This window comes from Pseudomonas sp. MF09156, assembly GCF_059862305.1.
In genome coordinates this window covers 113122-131563 of the sequence record NZ_JCBCUR010000014.1, presented here as the reverse complement: position 1 = coordinate 131563, position 18442 = coordinate 113122, and the positions used below count along the sequence as shown (strand labels likewise).

Annotated in this window: 21 protein-coding genes and 2 pseudogenes; 9 read left to right on the top strand and 14 right to left on the bottom strand. The window is 62.6% G+C overall.

What is annotated here, in order from left to right; genetic code table 11:
- Nucleotides 1-278 precede the first annotated feature (278 nt).
- On the bottom strand, nucleotides 279-1436 hold the full coding sequence (locus tag AC19YY_RS24055) for an acetyltransferase domain-containing protein (RefSeq protein WP_500604984.1): 1158 nt from the start codon (nucleotides 1434-1436) through the stop codon (nucleotides 279-281).
- Between the two features lie 132 nt (nucleotides 1437-1568).
- Between AC19YY_RS24055 and AC19YY_RS24050 the strand changes: the two genes are divergently transcribed.
- Both AC19YY_RS24050 and yfcF read left to right on the top strand, forming a co-directional pair.
- Nucleotides 1569-2114, top strand: coding sequence for a DUF924 family protein (locus AC19YY_RS24050; protein WP_170041027.1), 546 nt, complete (start codon nucleotides 1569-1571; stop codon nucleotides 2112-2114).
- A 124-nt stretch (nucleotides 2115-2238) separates the two neighbouring features.
- Entirely contained in the window at nucleotides 2239-2856 is a 618-nt protein-coding gene (yfcF, locus tag AC19YY_RS24045) for a glutathione transferase (RefSeq protein WP_178121517.1), read from the top strand.
- Here yfcF and AC19YY_RS24040 read toward each other — a convergent pair.
- From AC19YY_RS24040 to AC19YY_RS24030, 3 genes are read right to left on the bottom strand one after another with little or no spacing between them, the layout of a single operon-like run.
- Nucleotides 2831-3106, bottom strand: coding sequence for a hypothetical protein (locus tag AC19YY_RS24040; RefSeq protein ID WP_172311797.1), 276 nt, complete (start codon nucleotides 3104-3106; stop codon nucleotides 2831-2833). The two genes, yfcF and AC19YY_RS24040, sit on opposite strands and share 26 nt — an antisense overlap.
- A gap of 46 nt (nucleotides 3107-3152) precedes the next feature.
- Nucleotides 3153-3902, bottom strand: a complete 750-nt coding sequence (locus tag AC19YY_RS24035; RefSeq protein WP_500604983.1) for a creatininase family protein — start codon at nucleotides 3900-3902, stop codon at nucleotides 3153-3155.
- A gap of 44 nt (nucleotides 3903-3946) precedes the next feature.
- A complete protein-coding gene (locus AC19YY_RS24030) occupies nucleotides 3947-4645 on the bottom strand; it encodes a murein L,D-transpeptidase catalytic domain family protein (protein WP_169957108.1) in 699 nt (232 codons plus the stop codon).
- Between the two features lie 37 nt (nucleotides 4646-4682).
- On the opposite strand from AC19YY_RS24030, the gene AC19YY_RS24025 reads away from it, so the two are divergent.
- Together AC19YY_RS24025 and AC19YY_RS24020 are read left to right on the top strand one after the other, a co-directional pair.
- Complete coding sequence (locus AC19YY_RS24025) at nucleotides 4683-6248, top strand: L,D-transpeptidase family protein (RefSeq protein WP_500604982.1); 1566 nt, start codon at nucleotides 4683-4685, stop codon at nucleotides 6246-6248.
- Nucleotides 6249-6389: 141 nt separating this feature from the next.
- Nucleotides 6390-6773, top strand: coding sequence for a type 1 fimbrial protein (locus tag AC19YY_RS24020; RefSeq protein ID WP_170058682.1), 384 nt, complete (start codon nucleotides 6390-6392; stop codon nucleotides 6771-6773).
- An 8-nt stretch (nucleotides 6774-6781) separates the two neighbouring features.
- Here the strand turns inward: AC19YY_RS24020 and AC19YY_RS24015 are convergent, their stop codons facing one another.
- A complete protein-coding gene (locus tag AC19YY_RS24015) occupies nucleotides 6782-7951 on the bottom strand; it encodes a PAS domain-containing sensor histidine kinase (RefSeq protein WP_500604981.1) in 1170 nt (389 codons plus the stop codon).
- Entirely contained in the window at nucleotides 7941-8756 is an 816-nt protein-coding gene (locus AC19YY_RS24010) for an alpha/beta fold hydrolase (RefSeq protein WP_500604980.1), read from the bottom strand. The genes AC19YY_RS24015 and AC19YY_RS24010 overlap by 11 nt, the downstream gene beginning before the upstream one ends.
- A 132-nt stretch (nucleotides 8757-8888) precedes the next feature.
- Between AC19YY_RS24010 and AC19YY_RS24005 the strand changes: the two genes are divergently transcribed.
- Nucleotides 8889-10094, top strand: a complete 1206-nt coding sequence (locus tag AC19YY_RS24005) for a TPM domain-containing protein (protein ID WP_169957114.1) — start codon at nucleotides 8889-8891, stop codon at nucleotides 10092-10094.
- A 14-nt stretch (nucleotides 10095-10108) separates the two neighbouring features.
- Here AC19YY_RS24005 and AC19YY_RS24000 read toward each other — a convergent pair whose 3' ends face one another.
- From AC19YY_RS24000 to AC19YY_RS23985, 4 genes and pseudogenes are all read right to left on the bottom strand, one after another.
- The gene (locus AC19YY_RS24000; RefSeq protein ID WP_169957116.1) at nucleotides 10109-10600 is read right to left on the bottom strand and encodes a GNAT family N-acetyltransferase; all 492 of its coding nucleotides are present in this window, start codon (nucleotides 10598-10600) and stop codon (nucleotides 10109-10111) included.
- A 73-nt stretch (nucleotides 10601-10673) separates the two neighbouring features.
- Complete coding sequence (locus tag AC19YY_RS23995) at nucleotides 10674-11111, bottom strand: GNAT family N-acetyltransferase (protein ID WP_170041593.1); 438 nt, start codon at nucleotides 11109-11111, stop codon at nucleotides 10674-10676.
- Between the two features lie 75 nt (nucleotides 11112-11186).
- Nucleotides 11187-11456 (bottom strand): annotated as a pseudogene (locus AC19YY_RS23990) (ASCH domain-containing protein); the annotation flags it as partial.
- A gap of 28 nt (nucleotides 11457-11484) precedes the next feature.
- Nucleotides 11485-12087 carry a LuxR C-terminal-related transcriptional regulator gene (locus AC19YY_RS23985; RefSeq protein ID WP_169957117.1) on the bottom strand — a complete coding sequence of 201 codons (603 nt, stop codon included), beginning with the start codon at nucleotides 12085-12087 and terminating at the stop codon, nucleotides 11485-11487.
- A gap of 113 nt (nucleotides 12088-12200) precedes the next feature.
- On the opposite strand from AC19YY_RS23985, the gene AC19YY_RS23980 reads away from it, so the two are divergent.
- Complete coding sequence (locus tag AC19YY_RS23980) at nucleotides 12201-13802, top strand: ATP-binding response regulator (protein WP_170041034.1); 1602 nt, start codon at nucleotides 12201-12203, stop codon at nucleotides 13800-13802.
- Here AC19YY_RS23980 and AC19YY_RS23975 read toward each other — a convergent pair.
- Nucleotides 13799-14131 (bottom strand): hypothetical protein, encoded by a 333-nt coding sequence (locus tag AC19YY_RS23975; protein ID WP_169957120.1) that lies wholly within the window; start codon nucleotides 14129-14131, stop codon nucleotides 13799-13801. The genes AC19YY_RS23980 and AC19YY_RS23975 overlap by 4 nt on opposite strands.
- Nucleotides 14132-14324: 193 nt before the next feature.
- Here AC19YY_RS23975 and AC19YY_RS23970 point away from each other — a divergent pair, with 193 nt between their 5' ends.
- Nucleotides 14325-14795, top strand: coding sequence for a GNAT family N-acetyltransferase (locus AC19YY_RS23970; protein ID WP_500604979.1), 471 nt, complete (start codon nucleotides 14325-14327; stop codon nucleotides 14793-14795).
- Here AC19YY_RS23970 and AC19YY_RS23965 read toward each other — a convergent pair.
- On the bottom strand, nucleotides 14776-15270 hold the full coding sequence (locus AC19YY_RS23965; protein WP_500604978.1) for an HIT family protein: 495 nt from the start codon (nucleotides 15268-15270) through the stop codon (nucleotides 14776-14778). The genes AC19YY_RS23970 and AC19YY_RS23965 overlap by 20 nt on opposite strands.
- Nucleotides 15271-15319: 49 nt before the next feature.
- On the opposite strand from AC19YY_RS23965, the pseudogene AC19YY_RS23960 reads away from it, so the two are divergent.
- Nucleotides 15320-15526: pseudogene (locus tag AC19YY_RS23960) on the top strand (DHCW motif cupin fold protein); the annotation flags it as partial.
- Between the two features lie 1021 nt (nucleotides 15527-16547).
- Here the strand turns inward: AC19YY_RS23960 and AC19YY_RS23955 are convergent.
- Nucleotides 16548-17018, bottom strand: coding sequence for a copper chaperone PCu(A)C (locus AC19YY_RS23955; protein WP_432754329.1), 471 nt, complete (start codon nucleotides 17016-17018; stop codon nucleotides 16548-16550).
- The gene (locus AC19YY_RS23950; protein ID WP_169955790.1) at nucleotides 17018-17623 is read right to left on the bottom strand and encodes an SCO family protein; all 606 of its coding nucleotides are present in this window, start codon (nucleotides 17621-17623) and stop codon (nucleotides 17018-17020) included. Before AC19YY_RS23950 ends, AC19YY_RS23955 begins: the two co-directional genes overlap by 1 nt.
- A gap of 328 nt (nucleotides 17624-17951) precedes the next feature.
- Between AC19YY_RS23950 and AC19YY_RS23945 the strand changes: the two genes are divergently transcribed.
- Nucleotides 17952-18395: a CopD family copper resistance protein gene (locus tag AC19YY_RS23945; RefSeq protein WP_500604977.1), complete on the top strand. Its 444-nt coding sequence runs from the start codon at nucleotides 17952-17954 to the stop codon at nucleotides 18393-18395.
- Nucleotides 18396-18442 lie beyond the last annotated feature (47 nt).

Below are 18442 nucleotides of genomic sequence, written 5' to 3'. Positions count from 1 at the left end.
ACGGCTGACACACCGCCATCGCCGGCAAGCCAGCCCCCACCTTTGTTTTGTGCCCAGCCAACATCCCCTGTAGGAGCGGGCTTGCCCGCGATAGCGCCAGCCCAGCCAACATTGCTGACGGCTGATACACCGCCATCGCCGGCAAGCCAGCTCCCACCTTTGTTTTGTGCCCAGCCAACATCCCCTGTAGGAGCGGGCTTGCCCGCGATAGCGCCAGCCCAGTCAGCATTACTGGCGGCTGACACACCGCCATCGCCAGTAACCCCGCGCCCACGTGATCAGAGGTATTTAAGCCAGGCAATATCCCGCCGCCGGGCCTTCAGCCGGGCAAACCAGCGCACTGGCAGGTACAACGCCAGCGGCAGCAGCAACGCCACCAGCCACACCGCCCCCACGCTGTCGAAGCCCAAATGCGTGCCCTGGTTCAAGCCAAACAGCGCCACGCCCAGCACGTACATCACCTTCAACACATACAAATGCAGCAAATAAAAGAACATCGGCGCCGCGCCGAACACCGACAGGGTGGCGATCCAGCGCCGTTGCCCGGCGCGTTCGAACGCCAGCAGCAACAGCAGCCCCACACCCAATGTGAGCGCGAGGAACAGCAGGGAAGGCGGATATTTGGTGATGTTGAAGAAACTCATCAGCGTCTGCACGTGGCTGTCGTACACCTGCCAAGCCGCCTCACCGTAGCCATTGAGCGTGCGCAACGCCACAAAGCCCACCAGCGCGGCCACGCCTGTCAGTAACAGGTACCGCTGACGCCGCGCCGCTGCCATCGAGCCGGCAAACCACGGGCCGATGCCGTAACCCAGGGCAATCACCCCGATCCACGGCAACACCGGGTACGTCGTGCGCAGGCGCAGGGAGTCGCCGACCTCGATCCAGCTGCGCTCATGCAGGATCGTCCAGGGAACGTGCCACGCCGACCCCGCTGCGACGTGCAGGCCATCGAGCAGGTTATGCCCGCCGATGATCAGCAGCGCCAGGCCGATCAGCAGCGGGCGCGGCAGCCACACCAGTGCGGCGAGGGCGATCATGCTCACGCCGATGGCCCAGATCACCTGCATGTAAATCACGCTGGGCGGCAGTTGGAAGGTCCAGGCGAAGTTCACCAGGGTAAATTCCAGCACCACCAGGAACAGCCCGCGCTTGAACAAAAACGCCGAGACATCGCCACGGCCCTGGTATTTCTCGCCGTACAGGAACGCCGACAAGCCCGTCAGCAACACAAACACCGGCGCACACAAGTGGGCCAGGGTGCGGCTGATAAACAGCGCAGGTTCCGTGCTGTCGATGTTCATCGGGTCGCTGACCTGGCGGTGCAGCAGGAACGTCTCGCGCACGTGGTCGAGCAACATGAACAGGATCACCAGGCCGCGCAGGGCGTCGATGGACAGCAGGCGTTGGCGTGAGCGAGGAACAGCGTCAGTCATGGGGCGAGGTCGTCAGCAGAAGAGGAGGGTGGTTATCTTATAACATTGGGCGGCAAGCGTGGATTTCCGAGTCGGAATCGGCTCATTCAGATGCTAGGGTAGGCCACAGACCTAACGACCCTGGAGTCACTTATGAGCGCCCCGATTGATTTCAAAACCGTCGTGCAATTCTGGACGGCGGCGGGCCCATCACGCTGGTTCAAGAAAGATCCACAGTTCGATGCCGAATTCGGTGCACGCTTCCATGAGGCCCACTTCCAGGCGGCCAGGGGTGAGCTGGAACACTGGCTGAGCGAAGCCGAAGGCGCGCTGGCGCTGCTGATCCTGCTCGATCAATACCCGCGCAATACCTTTCGCGGCACTGCCCATATGTTCGCGACCGATCCACTGGCCAGGGCCTACGCCGGGCGTATGGTCGACGCGGGACTGGACCGCCAGATCGACCCGGCATTGCGCGCGTTCTGCTACTTGCCCTTTGAGCATTCCGAGCTACCCGAGGACCAGCAGCGCTCCCTGGCGCTGAACCAACAGCTGGATGCCGACACCTATCACTGGGCCAAGGAGCATGCCGAGATCATCCAGCGATTCGGCCGCTTTCCCCATCGCAATGGGGCGTTGGGCCGGGTGACGACCGAGGAGGAGCAGGCGTTCCTTACGGGCGGTGGGTTTTCCGGCTAGGTGGTGGGAGCCCGCCGTATTCCGTCGAGGAATGCCCCTATAAAAAGGCTGCATTGTATTTATCGCCACACATCTCGTAGCGTGGCTGCTCACCCAAGGAGATGCCGCCGTGACGAACCTGCCGATGCGCTTGTATGTCGATGCCCAGTTCACCAGCCCGTATGCGATGTCGGTGTTTGTAACCCTGCGGGAAAAAGGCCTGCCGTTTGAGGTGCGCACCCTCGACCTGGACGCGTTGGAGCAGCAGGCGCCGGTGTTTGCCGGGCTGTCCGTGACGCAGCGTGTGCCGACCCTGGAGCAGGGCGGGTTTGCGTTGTCCGAATCGTCGGCGATCACCGAGTACCTGGAGGATGTATTTGCACAGGTGCCGGTGTATCCGAGGGATCCGCGCCAACGCGCGCGGGCGCGGCAGATCCAGGCGTGGTTGCGCAGTGACTTGCTGCCGATCCGCCAGGAGCGCTCCACGCTGGTGGTGTTTTGCGCGGTCAAATATGGCCCGCTATCAACCCAGGCCCAAGTGGCGGCCGACAAACTGATTGCGGCGGCGCAGCAGTGGTTGGCCGAGGGCGATGACTATCTGTTTGGCCAATGGTCGATTGCCGATGTGGACCTGGCCGTGATGCTCAACCGGCTGATCCTCAACGGCGACCCGGTGCCCGCGCGGCTGGTGGCGTATGCCCAGCGGCAGTGGCAGCGGCCATCGGTGCAGGCCTGGGTCAACCAGGCACGTCCGTCGTTGTAGCGCCCAGCGGCCACTCCTGCGCGACCCGGCGGTCGAGGTCTTCCCAGTCCTCCATGCCAAGCACCCGGGTGGTGTTCAGGCCGCGCAGGTAACCGCGTAGTTGCTGGGCGGCGGCGCAGGCTTGGTCGGTAGCGGCAGCGGGGTCCTGCAGGACGTTTTCGTACTCGACCAAATAGTCGGCGACGCGCTCGCGAAACTCCGGCAGCACGGCGTTGCGGATGCGATCAAAAGTCTTTTGGTGGGGTTTCATGAATAGGTCCTTCTTATAGATTTTATTGGTGTCTGTGTCGCAACCGTCAGTTTGGCATGGCTTCGCGGCTGAAAGCCTCGACCGCAGCTACTAGCCCCTTGGCAGCCAAGGCCACCAGTTCGCCGCCTTTCTCCGGGGTTGCCAGGGCCGGGTCGGAACCCATCCGGCCATCCGGGTGGCGGGCGCGGAAGTCCTGGGCCTCGCGGATCGGGCCGGAGGGTGCAATCCTTGGCGAGTAGTCCGCCGTCTTGATCGAGTCGGGGTATGCCCACTGGGTAATCGCGATCTCGGAAGGGGTGGCATGGGTGCCATGCCCCGTCGGGAATTGCGCGCGCGCCAGTTCGCCAACGCCTTCCAGGTCCCACCAGTTGCACAGCTTCAAGGCGAAGCCGGCGGGGCGACGGGCGAAGCTGGCCTCGGCGTACAACTCGGAAAAGGCCGCTTCAATGGTGGCGATATTGCCGCCATGGCCATTGAGAAACAGGATCTTCTCAAAGCCATGGGCCGCCAGGGAACGGGTCCAGTCGCCAATCGCGGCGATAAACGTCGATGGGCGCAGGGAGATGGTGCCGGGGAACCCGAGGTGATGCTGGGCCATGCCGATATTGAAGGTCGGGCCGACCAGGATATCAGCGTCTTTTTGCGCCTGATGGGCAATGATTTCCGGGCACATCCAATCGGTGCCCAACAGGCCGGTGGGGCCATGTTGTTCGTTGGAACCGATGGGAATCACAACGGTACGGCTGCGGTCGAGAAATTGGCCAATCTCGATCCACGTTGACTGGTGCAAAAGCATTTGAGGTTCTCTCTCTGGTCAGGCTCGGCCCTCCAGATACTACCTCAACCGGCGCTGGCGATCTGGCGCGGCTTGCAATTGAGGTAGGCCGAGGATTTCAACCAGCGCTGGTCGGGATACCAGGAGAACATGAACTGCCCATCCTTGAGCTTGTCCACCACCTGGCGCGCCACTTGCGGGCGCACGGCGGGGCAGCCCTGGCTGCGGCCGATGCGGCCTTCACGCTTGCTCCACAGGGGGCTGACGTAGTCGGCGGCATGGATCACGATGGCGCGGTCCCGGGCCTGGTCATTGAAGCCGGGCTCCAGGCCGTCCATGCGCAACGAATAGCCGTGGGTGCCCTGGTAGCTTTCCTGGGTGCGGAACAGGCCCAGGCTGGATTGATGGCTGCCTTCGCTGTTGGAGAACTGGGTGGCGAAGTTTTCCCCGGACTTTTGCCCATGGGCCACCAGGTCGCGCAGCACCAGCTTTTTTTGCCGCAGATCGAAAATCCACAGGCGACGGGCGGTCGAAGGCTGCGAATAGTCAATCACGGCCAGGCGTTCGGAGCGTTCCTGGCCATTGTTGACAGCACACTGCATGGCGCTGAGGGCGCTTTTGAGGACTGCGGGATTGAGTTCTGGAGCCGAGCGCGCCAGGCTGCTATACAAGGTATGAGGTTTGGCATTCTCTGCGAAGGCACCCGTACAGAACGCGGCCAGGGCGACGGCGATCAGGCCGAGTCGGCAGTCAATATTGAGCATGTATATCGCATCCCCGCCGTAGATTGGAGCTAAGCCATTGTTCAAAAAACACGCATGTTACTTGAGCCTTTGCTTGCTCGTAGCACCATTGGTCGCCACGGCTGATGAAGTGCTGGTCGAGCCGTCAAACCCAGTACAGCTGGCACTTGGGCAGTTGTCGAGCGTTTGCCCCGGTTTGGCTGCGCAACTGGATGCACCCGCCGAGGCGCGGTTGCAGGCTTTTTACCAGCAACAAGGCAATGTCGCCCTCTGGCCGGAGGACGGACGCCGAAAGGCGTTGCAGGATCAATTACTGTTGCTGGCCGACGACGGCCTCGACCCGGCGCACTACCGGCTGGCCGACGTGGCGGCCACCAGCAACGTATTGTGCAGCGACTTCGAAACCAGCCAGCACTACCTACAAGCCTTGCATGACTTGCACTATGGCCGTTTGCAGCAGGCCCATTACGAACCGTTGTGGCATTCCCAGCCGCCGAGCGAAGACCCCGCCGTCGCCGTGCTGGCCCTGGCCACTGCCGGGCTCACCGACATGCCAGCCGCCTTCGACCAGGCCAGGCCCAGCGCAAAGCTGTATCGCAGCCTGCGCACAGCCTACGCCACACAGCGCCTGCAACCCTTGGCGCAATGGGGTGTGATTGCCAACGGCCCATTGCTGCGTCCCGGCGGCGAAGACTCACGGGTGCCGGCCCTCGCCCGACGCCTGGCCAGTGGTGGCTACCTGGCGAGCGTGCCCAAGGGCAATCAATACGGCAATGAAATGGTGGAGGCGGTGAAGCGCTTCCAGGCCAGCCACTCGCTGCAAGCCGACGGGGTAATCGGCCCGGGCACGGTGGCCGAGCTCAACGTCAGCCCAGCGCTGCGCCGCGAGCAGTTGCGGGTCAACCTCGAGCGCTTTCGCTGGCTGGCCCAGGACCTGGAGCCGGACGGCATCCTGGTCAACGTCGCAGCCGCGCAGTTGAGCGTCTACCAGGGCGGCGTGCCCGTGTGGCAGACCCGCTTGCAGGTAGGCCGCGCCGAGCGGCAAACGCCGTTGCTCAAGTCACGCATCACGCGCCTGACCCTCAACCCCACCTGGACGATCCCGCCGACCATCATGCGCGAGGACAAGTTGCCGGCAATTCGCCTGAACCCGGAGTACTTGCGCCAACAGAACCTCAAGGTGCTCGACAGTGAAGGCCGCGCGTTGTCGCCGGAGCAGGTGGACTGGTCGCACCCCGGCAACATCCTCCTGCGCCAGGACGCCGGCCCGCGCAACCCGCTGGGTAAGATCGTCATGCGCTTCCCCAACCCGTTCTCGGTGTACCTGCACGACACGCCCAGCCAGCCGCTGTTCAGCAAGGGACCACGGGCGTTCAGCTCGGGGTGTGTGCGGGTAGAGCAGCCGATGTTGCTGCGTGATTTGTTGGTGAACCCGACGGAAAAGGCGCGGACCGAAGAGTTGCTGGCAACCGGGCTGACCCATGAGTTCCGCCTGGCGACGCCGGTACCGGTGTTGCTGGGATATTGGACAGTACAGGTGGATAGCCAGGGCGCGTTGCTGTACGCGCCGGATATTTATGGCCGTGATGGCGTGCTGTTGAAGGCGTTGGGTGCTGTCCTGTAGGCGCTCCCACCTGACCGGGGATCTGTTCAATATGAGACCCCGTTGGCATCCTAGAAAAAATAACCATCAGGTAGTTCTTAAACCCTCAAGAAACTGACCAGACTTGCCGACGTGATGGGTATATACCCAGGAGCGTTCAATATGAGCAGTCAACGTTTGGCAGTCGGTATCAGCCTGTTTTTCGCGCTCGTCAGCGCCAGTGGCCAAGCAGCAACCACCGTGGCCCATGGCGTTATCCAGTTTCGCGGCAGTATCGTGGAGGCCACCTGCACCGCAGGGAGCGGGGCAGGGTCGACGTTGGCGCTGCGCGGTTGCCCGATGTTTGCACCCGGGGGCAACATCAGCGCCTCTGGCGTCGAGCCGGTGCGCACGGTCAGTGCGCTGGACCACTCAACCGTCAAGGTCAAGCTGGTGACCGAAACCAGCGGCGATGGTCGTTACTTCGATCGGCAATACAGCCTGAACGATGGGGCGGGCAAGCCGTTGCGCTCAGGGGCTTACCTGGTGACGCTGAATTACCCCTGACAGCACCTTCACAAGTGGGTCAGCGGCAAGCAAACGGTGAACGTGGTACCGCTGCCCACCTGTGAGCTGACGCCCACATCCCCACCATGGGCCTTGGCGATTTCCCGCACGATAAACAACCCCAGCCCCACGCTGCGTATGTCGCAGTTCTGGTCGGTGCCTCGGGTCATGGGCTCAAACAGCACCTGCATCAGCGCGTCGGCAATCACCGGCCCATGGTTGTGCACCGAGAGGCTGGCCCCGTCGTGGCCCAGTCGCGAGGTAATAGTGATCGGTTGTTGCAGGTCGCCATAGGCCACGCTGTTGGCCACCAGGTTGCCGATGATTTGCTGCACACGGTCGCCATCCAGGCAGGTATCGGCAGCGCCCACGGTGTGATGCACCAGGCACGCGCGGGGGAAGGCCACCCGCAGCTCATCCACTGCGCGCCGGGTCACGTCGTGCAGGTCCAGCGGGTTGGGGCTTACGCCGATGCCAACGCCGACCCGGGCCTGAGTGAAGTCCAACAGGTCGGCGATCATCCGCTGGGCGCGTTCCGATGACTGGCCGATATGGCCAATCAACTGGGTTTCCTTGGCGGTGCGCTCGCCCCGGGCGAGGAAGTCGGATGCCATCTTGATCGCGGTCAGCGGGTTTTTCAGGTCATGGCTGACGATGGCGACCATTTGCTCGGCAAACAGCGCCCGCCGCTGCGCCTTGATATAGGCCTGGTTGAGCTCGGCCTGGGCGTGCTGGAGGGCGGTTTCGGCAGCAGTCTTCTCCAGCAGCAGGGCTTCGGCCAACTTGCGGGCGTTGAGCAGCTCGCGTTCGTACTTGTCGCGGTCGGTGGTACCGAACAGCGCCAGTTCATGTTGCACACCGTTGGCGTATTCGCGCTTGATGGCGTTGAGCAAAATGGTCACGGTGTGGCCATCGCGATGGCGCAGGTCCAGTTTTACCTCGGTGATGCGGCCTTCCACCTGCATCAGCGGGGCAAGGTGGGTCTGGTGAAAAATCCGCCCGCCCATGGTCAGCAGGTCCTGGAAACGCCGGCCCTGCAGCCCGGTCGCCGGCATGCCCAGCCAGTCGCTGAAACACTGGTTTACCCGCAGCAGCGTGCCGTCTTCTGCGGTGACCGCCAGTGCACAGGCCGCACCGTCGAACAGCGCCTGGGGATCGGGCAACCGTTCACTCGCCATGGGCAACGGTCCATGGCAGCAGGAAGTGCTCCATCGCCGCCGCGCAGACCGGTGCCGCGCTCATATGCGGGCAATGGCCCACATTGTCGATTAGGCGATAGGTGCTGTGGGGCAATACGCGGTGCAGGTACTCGCCCACGCAGACCGGGGCGATCAGGTCATCGCTCGATTGCAGGATCAATGTGGGGGTGGTGAGGCCGCCGATATCGGCGCGGTTGTCCGACAGGAACGTCACCCGCGCAAACTGCTTGGCAATCTCGGGCTCGGTGCGGCAAAAGCTGTTGGTCAGCTCTTCACTGAGTGCCGGTTGCCCCGGCGCGCCCATGATCACCGGGGCCATGGCGCTGGACCAACCCAGGTAGTTGCTGTCGAGGGTGTCGAGCAGCGACTGGATGTCTTCGGGCTTGAACCCGCCCACGTAGTCGTCGGTGTCGATATAGCAGGGCGAGGGGCCGATCATCACATGGGCGGCAATGCGCCCGGGCGCTGCGCGGTCGGCCAGGATGCCGATCATTGCGCTGACCGAATGGCCAACCAGAATCACCGGGCCACTGGCGAACGCATCGATAATCTCGTTCAGATCTGCGGCGTAACCGTCCAGGGCCGCATATTTTTCCTTGTGGTAGGCCGCCGGGTCAGACAGGCCGGCCCCTACCAGGTCATACACCACCACGCGAAAACGCTCGACGAAATGGGGCAGCAGGTAATTCCACATGGCTTGGTTGCAGCCAAAACCATGGGAAAACACCAGCGTCGAGGAACCATTGCCCATTATGTTGACGTTATTGCGATGGCGAAGGTCCATGGGCGTGCTCGTAGTGGCGTGTTGCTATGAGGTTTTCGCGTCAGTTTAGAGAGTCCACCGCATGGGGTCACTAGATATAGCGCTGATAGGGTAAAGTCGGCGCTTTCAGGACGAAACGTCAGGTAACAAAGTATGGGGCGGTTTTTATGGCAATCGGCCTGGGGCCTGGTGCTCCTGCTGTTCAGCGCACTGGCCTTGGCGCAAACGGTGCCGCCGGCCTTGGTGAATGTGGCGCTGAACCAGCGCGTGATCGATCTGACCCACACCCTCGATACCGCGACGCAGCAGCGCCTGACCGCGCAGCTTGCTGATCTCGAACAGCGCAAGGGTGCGCAGATCGCCGTGATGCTGCTGCCCAGTACGGGCGACGTCGATATCCAGACGTTCAGCACCCAACTGTTGCGCGCCTGGAAATTGGGACGCAAGGGTATCGACGACGGCATCTTGCTGCTGGTGGCCAAGGACGATCGCAAGGCGCGGATCGAGGTCGGTTACGGCCTGGAAGGGCTGGTCACGGACCTGTTGAGCCATCGGATTATCGAGGAGCAATTGACCCCGGCGTTTCGCCAGGGCGATTACGCTGGCGGTGTGCAGCGCGCCGTGGACGCCCTGAGCGTGCTGGTCGAGGGCGGCGACTTGCCGGCAGTGGACCAGCCCCTTGAAACAGTGGATGAAACTGCGGTGTTGCTGGCGCTGATTCTGGGGGCCATCGGCGGGGTGCTGCTGGCCTCGGGCAAGCTGCATTGGCGCCGTGGCCTGATTGCTGGCCTGGTGCTGACCGTGCTGCTGACGGCACTGGCCGCAATCAATGGCAAGGCCTGGCCGATCTATGTGCTGGCGCTGCCGTTTTGCATGTCGATCGGCGCAGCGATATTCGGCGCGTTGTGGCAGGCCAAGGCGGTGTTTTATTGCGTGTTGGCGCTGATGGCCTACAGCGTCGGCCTGGGCCTGGTGGATCACTACCTGACTGAAGTGTCCTTTATGAACTGGCTGGCATGGCCGCTGGCCGCGCTGGTGGTGCTGGGCCTGTACCTGGTCCTGCTAGCAGTGATGAGAGCCGCCTGGAACCACAGCCGCCTGGGGTTTTGCGTGCAGACGCTGATGGTGCTGGGGGTGTATGGCGCGGCGGGGTACTTGCTGGAGATGGGCCTTGATGGCTGGTTGTTCGCCTTGCCCATCAGCTCGTTCGCGGCGCTGTTCATTTACGGTCAGGGCACGGGCGGGTCGAGCTCCGGTTCCAGTGACCGTTCAAGCTCCAGTTCCAGCTCAAGCTCCGGTGGCGGGTTTTCCGGTGGCGGCGGCTCCAGCGGCGGCGGCGGGGCCTCGGGGAGTTGGTGAAGCCCGCTGCCGGATCAGAGCGTCATCACCATCTCATGCCAGGCCATCCCGCCGTGGTCTGACGCCGAGGGCTGCACATACTGGTAACCCATGCGCGTGTACAACGGCACATGCTGCTCCTTGCACATCAGGTGGATGGTCTGCTTGCCCATCCCGCGCATGCGCTGCACAAAGGCCTGCATCAACTGCGTGGAATACCCCTTGCCCTGGTGCGCCGGGTCGATCACCACCGACATGATCACGACATTCGGCGCATCCGCCGAGTGCCCCACCAACTCCTTGAAGGCCTCATCCGACATCACCACATCATAGGCGCACCCGCCGTTGATAAAGCCCACTACTTGACCGTCCACTTCCAGAGTGAGGAAGCCCTGCGGGTACAGGGCGATACGCGTGGCGATCTTCTCCAGGGTCGCGGCTTCATCACCTTCGTAGGCGCCGATTTCGATCTCGTAGCAGCGGGCGGCGTCTGCCGGGGTGGCGTTGCGTAGGGTGAGGGCGGGCATGGCGGTTCCTGGGTTGGGCGAAGGGCTGCATGATAGCGGGGTCGGTGCGCTGGCGAAAATCCCACTGGCAGGGTTATTCCCGGAGCTTCTCCATCCGAATATCCCCGTCCGGCAATTGCTCCACCACCACCCACCCCAGGCGCTGGTAAAACCCGTTGGCGCGGCTCGCTTCGGCGGTTTCCAGCCAGATCTGTTGATGGTGCTGGAACAACAAGGCTTCGGCCTGCTCCATCAGCCTGCGGCCCAGTCCGTGGCCTTCGAATTCGGGGCGGATGAAGGCGGCAAATACGCAGCCTTCTTCTATGTCGGCCATGGAAAAACCGGCCGCCACACCCTCCACCTCGGCGATCCATACGCAGGGCGCTAGTTGCATGGCTTGCTGGATGGCGTGCGGGGTGATGCCCATTTGCGCCAATTGGTCATGGGACAGGTGGTTTTCCCTGACGCTGGTGCGAATGTCGAAGATGGCGTTGATGTCTGCCGGGGTAGCGACTCTGATCTGACTGTTCATACAGTTCTCGCGGTTTTCCATGAATTCAACCTCGTAGATCCCCCGTGCCGCCAGGGCGCTAAAGGGGCGTGCGAGCGGCCGTACGTCAGTCAGTTCCCAGGCGAACCAGCCTTCTTCGAAATAGCTGGCGCAGGCTGCTGGCACGTCCTCTGGGGCAAACGCACGCACTGCCTTTACGCGTACGATGGCGACGGCCACACCGGCTTCGTCTTCATCGCCATCGGTATGCAGGAAGCGCCCGTTCTCGACAATCAGCAGGTCCTGGGACGGCTCCAGCTGGGGCTGCCAGCGGCGGATTTCCAGGGTTTTTTCGCCTGCGGCGATCCGGCTGCCGCTGGGGCGCACGATGGAGAGGGCTTTGATGGTGCTGCTCCTACAGGGGTGGGCTGTATTTAACGGCCGCCGCTGCCCGCGATGGCACGTTCAGGCTTCTCAACAACCCCGACACATGGATGCGCACGGTAAACGGCGAAATATCCAGGGCCTTGGCGATTTCCTTGTTGGTCTTGCCTTGGGCGATCAGCCGCAATACCTCCTGCTGGCGTGCAGTCAGGGTGTTGGTGTCCAGGGGCAACAGCCCGGAGGGGGCGAATTTGACCAGCACCTCGCCCTGGCGGATGGCGAGCAGGGCCTGGCCGATTTCTTCGGGGGCGATGTTTTTGCCGATAAAACCGTCGGCCCCCAGCGCCATCACCTGTTCGATCAACAACGGGTCATCGACCATCGACACCACGATCAATGTGGTGCGCCGCAGTTGCTGGCGCAGTTCGCCCAACTGGCTGATGCAGGTCAGGCCGGGGAAGCGCAAATCAAGGATCAGGGTGTCGACTTCGCTGCCGCTCTTGAGCATCTGCAGCACGGTGTCCAGGTCGCCGGCCTGTTCCACGCAGGCCTCGGGCAGCAGGCGTTGCACGGTGCGCAGCATGCCTTCGCGAAACATCGGGTGGTCGTCGGCGATGATGATCCGGCATGTCATGGGGTGCTCCTCCCTGGGGCCAGGTTGTCCTGTGGCGTGCTACTTTACCACTCTGTTCACCGCCTGCCTGCCGGGTACACAGATAAGACGATGACCGTACAAGGACGTTGCCCATGAAGTTCGTGAAAGACGCCGAACTGGACCAAGCCAACCTGCGTATTGTGGTGGCCGCCTGCGCCATTGTGTACATCGGCCTGCTGGGCTTTTTGCCGGGGCAGTCGATGGACCGCTATGTGCCGGTGATTATCTACATCTGCGGGTTCCTGCTGGTCTCGATTGCGCTGCGCCAGGTGATTGCACGCTGGCCCGGGCATTATCCGGCGCGGCGGGTCTTCGGGATGATCCACGACTACACTGGCACCTCGTTCGGCCTGGTGGTGGGCGGTGAGGCGGCGTTGCCGCTGTATGCGGTGATGGTCTGGGTCAACCTCGGCAACGGCATGCGCTACGGTTCGCGCTACCTGGCGATTGCCACGGGCCTGGCGTTGCTGGCGCTGCTGATTGTGTATCGGCTGACCCCACTGTGGCAGGCGCAGCCCTTTATGGTGCTGATGCTGATGATCACCAGCACGGTGATCCCGGTCTACGCCCACCTGCTGCTGGAGCGCACGCGCAAGGCGTCCGAAGAAGCCATCGCCGCCAACTTGGAAAAATCGCGCTTCCTCGCCCAGGCCAGCCATGATCTGCGCCAGCCCATCCACTCCATCGGCCTGTTTACCGCCTGCCTGCGTGAAGCGCGCTTGGGCGATGAAGAACGGCGGCTGGTGGACAATATCGACCGTTCGCTGCTGAACGTGTCGCAATTGTTCCGCTCCATTCTCGACCTCTACACCTTGGACAACGGCCGGCTGCTGCCCAAATACCAGGTGGTGCACCTGGGTGAGTGGCTGGCCGACCTGCTGCGGCAAAACGCTGAAGCCGCCCGCTGGGCCGGGGTAGAACTGCGCCTGCGCCCCTGCGCCCACTGGGTGCGGGTGGATCCTGCGCTGTTGGCAACCATGGTGCAGAACGTGCTCTCCAACTGTTTCAAATACGGCGGCCAGCGCCCGGTGCTGATCGGCGTGCGCCAGCGTGGCGGCGAGGTGATGGTGGAAATTCACGACCAGGGGCGGGGGATTGCCGAGGAACATCTGCCCCGGGTGTTCGAGGAGTTCTATCGCGTGCGCCAGTTGCGCGACAAAGACGTTGAAGGCGTCGGCCTGGGCTTGTCCATCGTCAAGCGCCTGGGGCTGTTGATGGGCATGGACGTGGCGCTGCGCTCACGGGTGGGCCGGGGCACCTCGGTCAGCTTGCGCGGCTTGCCCCTGGCGACCGCGACCCATCAACCGGTGGTGCGTGACGATGCGCGCCAGGCAGGGCTGCTGACCGGGTTGAAGGTGTGCCTGGTGGAAGATGACCACAACGTGCTGCTGGCCACCCAGGCGTTGCTGGAGCGTTGGGGCTGTGAGGTGCAGGCCGAATCGAGCGGGCATGGCCTGGTCAGCGATTGCGACATCATCGTCGCCGACTATGACCTGGGCAACCACGCCACCGGCATCGAGTGCATCGACCACCTGCGCGCGCAGCGCGGGGTGGCGGTGCCGGCGCTGATTCTGACCGGGCATGACGTGGAGAAGATCCAGGCGGCGCTGCACGACCGGCAGATCGCCATTTTGTCCAAGCCAGTGCGCCCCGCTGAACTACGGGGCACCCTGCGCGACCTCAGCCAGGGTTAGTTAAACGGCGTCAACGCGTTACCCCGGGCACCCTTGGGTTGGCAGTAGGCAGCGGGTTTCATCAGGCCGAAACTGGCTACGGCAAACATCCCGCCGCTGGCACCGCTGGGCACGGAGCAGTTGTAGTCACCGGAAGCGGTGCTGGCGATGTAATAGGTGGTCATGGAGTCGCTGCGTACATTGGAAACACGCTTGACCGGCTCGCCGAGGTTGGTTTCCGAGAGGGTCTTGAGATGATCTTCGGTGGGTTTGATATTGCTGCAACCGGCAACACCGATCATCAGGGCACCCAGCAGCGCCAGGCGGGTAACAGGGGAGTGCAGTTTCATGGTGTGTCTTCCTTGGGGTTGTTTTGGTGTTTTCAACGCACAACGATCCCTTGCACGGCGGGTTCGACGTGCTGGCGGGGAGCGTTGGGGGTGCCGGCGAATATAGCGCTGGGTGCCTGCGGGGTCGATTAGCACAAGTGTGCTAATGGCACCTTGAGGTCACGGCAAACACAGTTAATTCAGGGAGATTCGAATGCTGCAAATCATACGCGCCACCCACGACGACGGCCCCATCGCCTTCGACATCCGCCTGCAGGCGATCCGCAGCCAATGCATCGGCGCCTACACCGCCGAACAGATGCTGACCTGGACCCGTGGCGCCGCCGAGGACGGTTACACCGCGCTGATGGCCAAGCCGTTCTACCTGGGTTGCGTCGATGGCGAGCCGGTCGCCACCGGCATGCTCGACCCGGATCATCGAGAAGTCGGTGCGCTGTTTGTGCTGCCAGGTTTTATCGGGCGCGGGTTTGGCGGGCAGATGCTCGAGCACCTGGAGCAGCTGGCGCTGGAGCTGGGGATTGAGGAGGTGGTGCTGGACGCGACGTTGAATGCTGCAGATTTCTATCGTAGCCGCGGTTACGAAGGCGGCGAGCAGTCGATCTATCATTCGCCTTCGGGGCTGGAGCTGGCGTGTATCCCGATGGTCAAGCGTCTGACTGTTTGAACGCGGCGCGCAGGCGCTCGATCACGCCCGGCACCGTGAGCCCGGCCGTCGCGGGTGGCGTCGGGTTCTCACCGAACTCGCGCCAGATAAACAGGGTGAGTTCGGCCCCATCCGTCGCCGCTTGCCCGTTGCTGCCAGCGCCGAAGTCTTGCAGCACCCGGTAGCGCTCATCCTCCCAGAACAGCGTTTCGACCCAGTCATAGACCGGGATCAAATGAAAGTGCAGCGGGAAGCCGGGCATATGCCCAAAGCGGCTGATGTATAGCCACTTGGGTTGGAGCTGTACTTCCATCACCTTCTGGGTTTTCGCCAGTAGGCCACCCATTTCCGCCAGGGCCGCGTCGGGTAGGTCAGTCAACGAGCTGATTGGCGTCTTGGCCCCCAGCATCAAATAACCGGGCAGGGCCGAGGCCAGGTGATGGTTGAGCAGCCAGTGTTCGGTTTCGTGGAGGATATGGGACGGAGCAATGTGCATGGCCGGGCACCTAGGTCGGGCCGGCAGGATACCAAAGGCAACTCCCTGTATGGTGGAATACAGCCCTGGCTACCTGGCTGACCACTGGTGTTGGCGCGGGCATGTGTTGTTGTGCCTGGAGGGGGAGTTGCAGACCGAACTGGAGGATGGCCGCCAGTTCACCCTGACGGCGGGGATGAGTTATCAGGTGGGCAATGACAGGGACGGGCACCGGTCGAGCACAGCAACCGGGGCTAGGCTGTTTATTGTGGATTGATTTGTCGTCCATCGGCCGAGACGGATCCATCGTGGGGTTTTCAGAGTTCGGTGCCCCAGCAAAACTCCCGCATTTGATGGGCGGTGTGGCACAAAACTCTGCACCCGGCAAAGATCCCCTGTGGGAGTTGGATTGCTCGCGGTGGCCATAGGTATCCTCTTCTGGGTATGTGTACATATCCATTGCTGCGGTTACGGCCACTTAGGGTTCCGCCCTTACGGCGGGTCACTTTCGAAGAGCGCGAAAGTAACCAAAGCGCTTTTGCCCCACCACTCGGTGCCTCGCCTAGGCTCGGCATGCCCGCAGTCAGGCATTGCTCCGTGGGCCCGCCGCGATCGGCCATCCATGGCCGTGTCGCGGCTACCCCGGCATCCTGCCGGGGTGCCCACTGCGCAATACCTGCCTGCGGCCATCGTGGTTTGACGGGGCACCCAAGATCAAAAGCCAGATCAAAACCAGGGCAACAGCAGAGCCAGAGCGCGAAGCTGCATTCCCCTGTAGGAGCTGGCTTGCCTGCGATGACGCCCGAAAGAACACATCAGAGTATCTGGTATTCATTCGTCATCGTTAACGACCATCGCGGGCAAGCCCGCTCCTACAAGGGTACGCGTACGCTTCGATGATCAGGTCGGCTGTCAGGCCGCCTCGCTTTGCTTGTGATTTTGATCTTAGGCGCCCCGTTAAACCACGCTGGCCGTCATCCGATATTGATTTGGGGGGTAACCCGGCAGGACGCCGGGTTAGCCGCGCTGGGCCATGGAGGGCCCATCGCGGCGGCCCCCCAAATCAATGTCGGATGACGGGCACACCGAGCCTGGGCGAGGTGCCGAGTGGTGGGGCAAGAGCCCTTTTGGTTGCTTTTGGCTGGGCCGGCACTCCGGGCTCTTTTCCAAAAGTGAGCCGCCGTAAGGGCGGAACCCTAAGTGGCCGTGACCGCAGCAATGGATATGTACACAAACCCAGAAGAGAGTTGTGTAGATACCTATGTCCACCGCGAGCAAGCCAGCTCCCACCCTCAGGATCAATGGTTCATATGATGGCCGTCAGCACTGCCCAGGCTGCGGGCCGGCGCCTGGATTTCGAGGGTCTGCTTGTCACCCTTGGCATCTTCCACCGTCAGGGTCAGCGGCACTTGGTCGCCTTCCTTGATCTGGCCCGTCAGGCCCATCAGCATCACGTGATAGCCCTCGGGATCGAGCTTCACCGCCTGGCCGGCCGGGAGTGCCACGGCATCCACCGGGCCCATGCGCATGACGTCGTCCTTCATGCTCATCTCATGAATCTGCACATCCTTGGCCACCGGCGACTTGACGCTCAGTAGTTTGCTGTCGCTGTCGGCGGTGAGGGTCATGAAGGCCCCGCTCGAATGCTGCCCCGGCACGGTGGCGCGAGCCCAGGCGTCGCTGACCTGCACCTGGGCGCTGGCGTGGGCGGCCAGACCCAGCAGGGAAAGACAGAGGGCGATGCGCTTGAGGGTATGGACAGCAGTCATTAGCAGACCTCCATGACGGTGAGCAGGTCTTCTGCGCACTCTTTGGCGTTAAGGGATGCCGACAGGCCCAGGCGCAGGTTGCCGCGGGTGTCGAACACAAAACTGGTGGCGGTGTGGGACAGGGTGTAGGTGTCGCCGGCGGGGATCTTTTCATAAAAGATCCCGAATTCCTTGGCGGCCACGGCGATTTCTTCCGGCGTGCCGTAGAGCGCTTCGAAGCTGGGGTCGAAGGCCTTGACGTAGGCGTCGAGCACCTGGGGGGTGTCGCGTTCCGGGTCCAGGGTGATAAAGATCACCTGCATGATTTCGCCGTCGCGGCCCATCATCTTCTTGGCCTGGGCCATGCGCGCAAGCGTGGTGGGGCACACGGCCGGGCACTGGGTGAAACCGAAGAACACCACCGGCATCAGGCCGCGGAACGAACTCAGGGTGACGGTCTCGCCGTCGGTGTTCTTGAGCTTGAACGTGCGGCCCATGATCTTGTCGCTCAGGTCCTTGCCGTACTTGAAGTTCAGCTTGGGGCCGGTGTCACAGCCGCTCAACAGGCCCAGGCCCAGCAGGCCCATACCGGTGAGGACCTTGCGACGGGTGAATAACGTACTCATGAAATGGGCGTCCCGTGAAGCGCCTGACGGCTGCGCATAACAGGTCAGTCAGGCTTTGAAAAGCGGTGAACAATAAGGCTGGGTAGTCTACCGGCCTTGATCACGCTTGATAATCTGCGACGTTCTGCCACAGGGGCGGTGGCCACCTTACCAGCCAGGGCGCTGATTGAGTCTGTGGCACACTGTCGCAGAGACCGCCAAAGGCCCACCGCACAAGGCGTTGGGCAAATGTTTCAACGATTATCAGGGCCCTTGACCGGCATCAAGGCGCCGCTCGTCCGCACTGGGGCACAGTCACGGTACAAGGACCGGCCACCGTGAGGCTCTGATGCTCTATCTCCTGTTCCTGCTGGCCCATCTGTTCGCGGCGCTGATGTTTATCGGCACGGTGTTCTTTGAAGTGTTGATCCTTGCCAGTGTGCACAAGCAACTGCCGGCCCGCGTGATGTTGCTGGTGGAGCAGGGCATCGGCCGCCGCGCCAGGGCCTTGATGCCGTGGGTGCTGCTGGTGTTGTTTGGCGCCGGGATCGGCATGGTCTGGTTGCGCTATCTGCCAGTGCTGGCGGCGCCATCGAGTTCGGCATTCGGTGCCTTGCTGACCCTCAAGCTGATCCTCGCCGCCAGCGTGCTGATGCATTTTTTGCTGACGGTGTGGTTGATGCGCTGTGGGCGGGTCAGCGCGGCCTATTTGCGCTTCGTCCATCTGAGCCTGTTCTGCCATATGGTTGCCATTGTGTTGCTGGCCAAGAGCATGTTCTACATCACCTGGTAAACGTCGGCGCTTGATGCATATCAAGGTGCGCTGCCCGGTCGCACCGC

Excerpts from the sequence above, each read along its gene's own strand:
- AC19YY_RS23965 (WP_500604978.1), bottom strand. The coding sequence starts at position 15,270 with ATGCACATTGCTCCGTCCCATATCCTCCACGAAACCGAACACTGGCTG.
- AC19YY_RS24015 (WP_500604981.1), bottom strand. The coding sequence starts at position 7,951 with ATGGCGAGTGAACGGTTGCCCGATCCCCAGGCGCTGTTCGACGGTGCG.
- AC19YY_RS24020 (WP_170058682.1), top strand. The coding sequence starts at position 6,390 with ATGAGCAGTCAACGTTTGGCAGTCGGTATCAGCCTGTTTTTCGCGCTC.
- AC19YY_RS24040 (WP_172311797.1), bottom strand. The coding sequence starts at position 3,106 with ATGAAACCCCACCAAAAGACTTTTGATCGCATCCGCAACGCCGTGCTG.
- AC19YY_RS24005 (WP_169957114.1), top strand. The coding sequence starts at position 8,889 with ATGGGGCGGTTTTTATGGCAATCGGCCTGGGGCCTGGTGCTCCTGCTG.
- AC19YY_RS23975 (WP_169957120.1), bottom strand. The coding sequence starts at position 14,131 with ATGAAACTGCACTCCCCTGTTACCCGCCTGGCGCTGCTGGGTGCCCTG.
- AC19YY_RS23995 (WP_170041593.1), bottom strand. The coding sequence starts at position 11,111 with ATGAACAGTCAGATCAGAGTCGCTACCCCGGCAGACATCAACGCCATC.
- AC19YY_RS23950 (WP_169955790.1), bottom strand. The coding sequence starts at position 17,623 with ATGAGTACGTTATTCACCCGTCGCAAGGTCCTCACCGGTATGGGCCTG.
- AC19YY_RS24000 (WP_169957116.1), bottom strand. The coding sequence starts at position 10,600 with ATGCCCGCCCTCACCCTACGCAACGCCACCCCGGCAGACGCCGCCCGC.
- AC19YY_RS23945 (WP_500604977.1), top strand. The coding sequence starts at position 17,952 with ATGCTCTATCTCCTGTTCCTGCTGGCCCATCTGTTCGCGGCGCTGATG.
- AC19YY_RS24030 (WP_169957108.1), bottom strand. The coding sequence starts at position 4,645 with ATGCTCAATATTGACTGCCGACTCGGCCTGATCGCCGTCGCCCTGGCC.
- AC19YY_RS24035 (WP_500604983.1), bottom strand. The coding sequence starts at position 3,902 with ATGCTTTTGCACCAGTCAACGTGGATCGAGATTGGCCAATTTCTCGAC.
- AC19YY_RS24050 (WP_170041027.1), top strand. The coding sequence starts at position 1,569 with ATGAGCGCCCCGATTGATTTCAAAACCGTCGTGCAATTCTGGACGGCG.
- AC19YY_RS23955 (WP_432754329.1), bottom strand. The coding sequence starts at position 17,018 with ATGACTGCTGTCCATACCCTCAAGCGCATCGCCCTCTGTCTTTCCCTG.
- AC19YY_RS23980 (WP_170041034.1), top strand. The coding sequence starts at position 12,201 with ATGAAGTTCGTGAAAGACGCCGAACTGGACCAAGCCAACCTGCGTATT.
- AC19YY_RS23985 (WP_169957117.1), bottom strand. The coding sequence starts at position 12,087 with ATGACATGCCGGATCATCATCGCCGACGACCACCCGATGTTTCGCGAA.
- AC19YY_RS24010 (WP_500604980.1), bottom strand. The coding sequence starts at position 8,756 with ATGGACCTTCGCCATCGCAATAACGTCAACATAATGGGCAATGGTTCC.
- AC19YY_RS23970 (WP_500604979.1), top strand. The coding sequence starts at position 14,325 with ATGCTGCAAATCATACGCGCCACCCACGACGACGGCCCCATCGCCTTC.
- yfcF (WP_178121517.1), top strand. The coding sequence starts at position 2,239 with ATGCGCTTGTATGTCGATGCCCAGTTCACCAGCCCGTATGCGATGTCG.
- AC19YY_RS24055 (WP_500604984.1), bottom strand. The coding sequence starts at position 1,436 with ATGACTGACGCTGTTCCTCGCTCACGCCAACGCCTGCTGTCCATCGAC.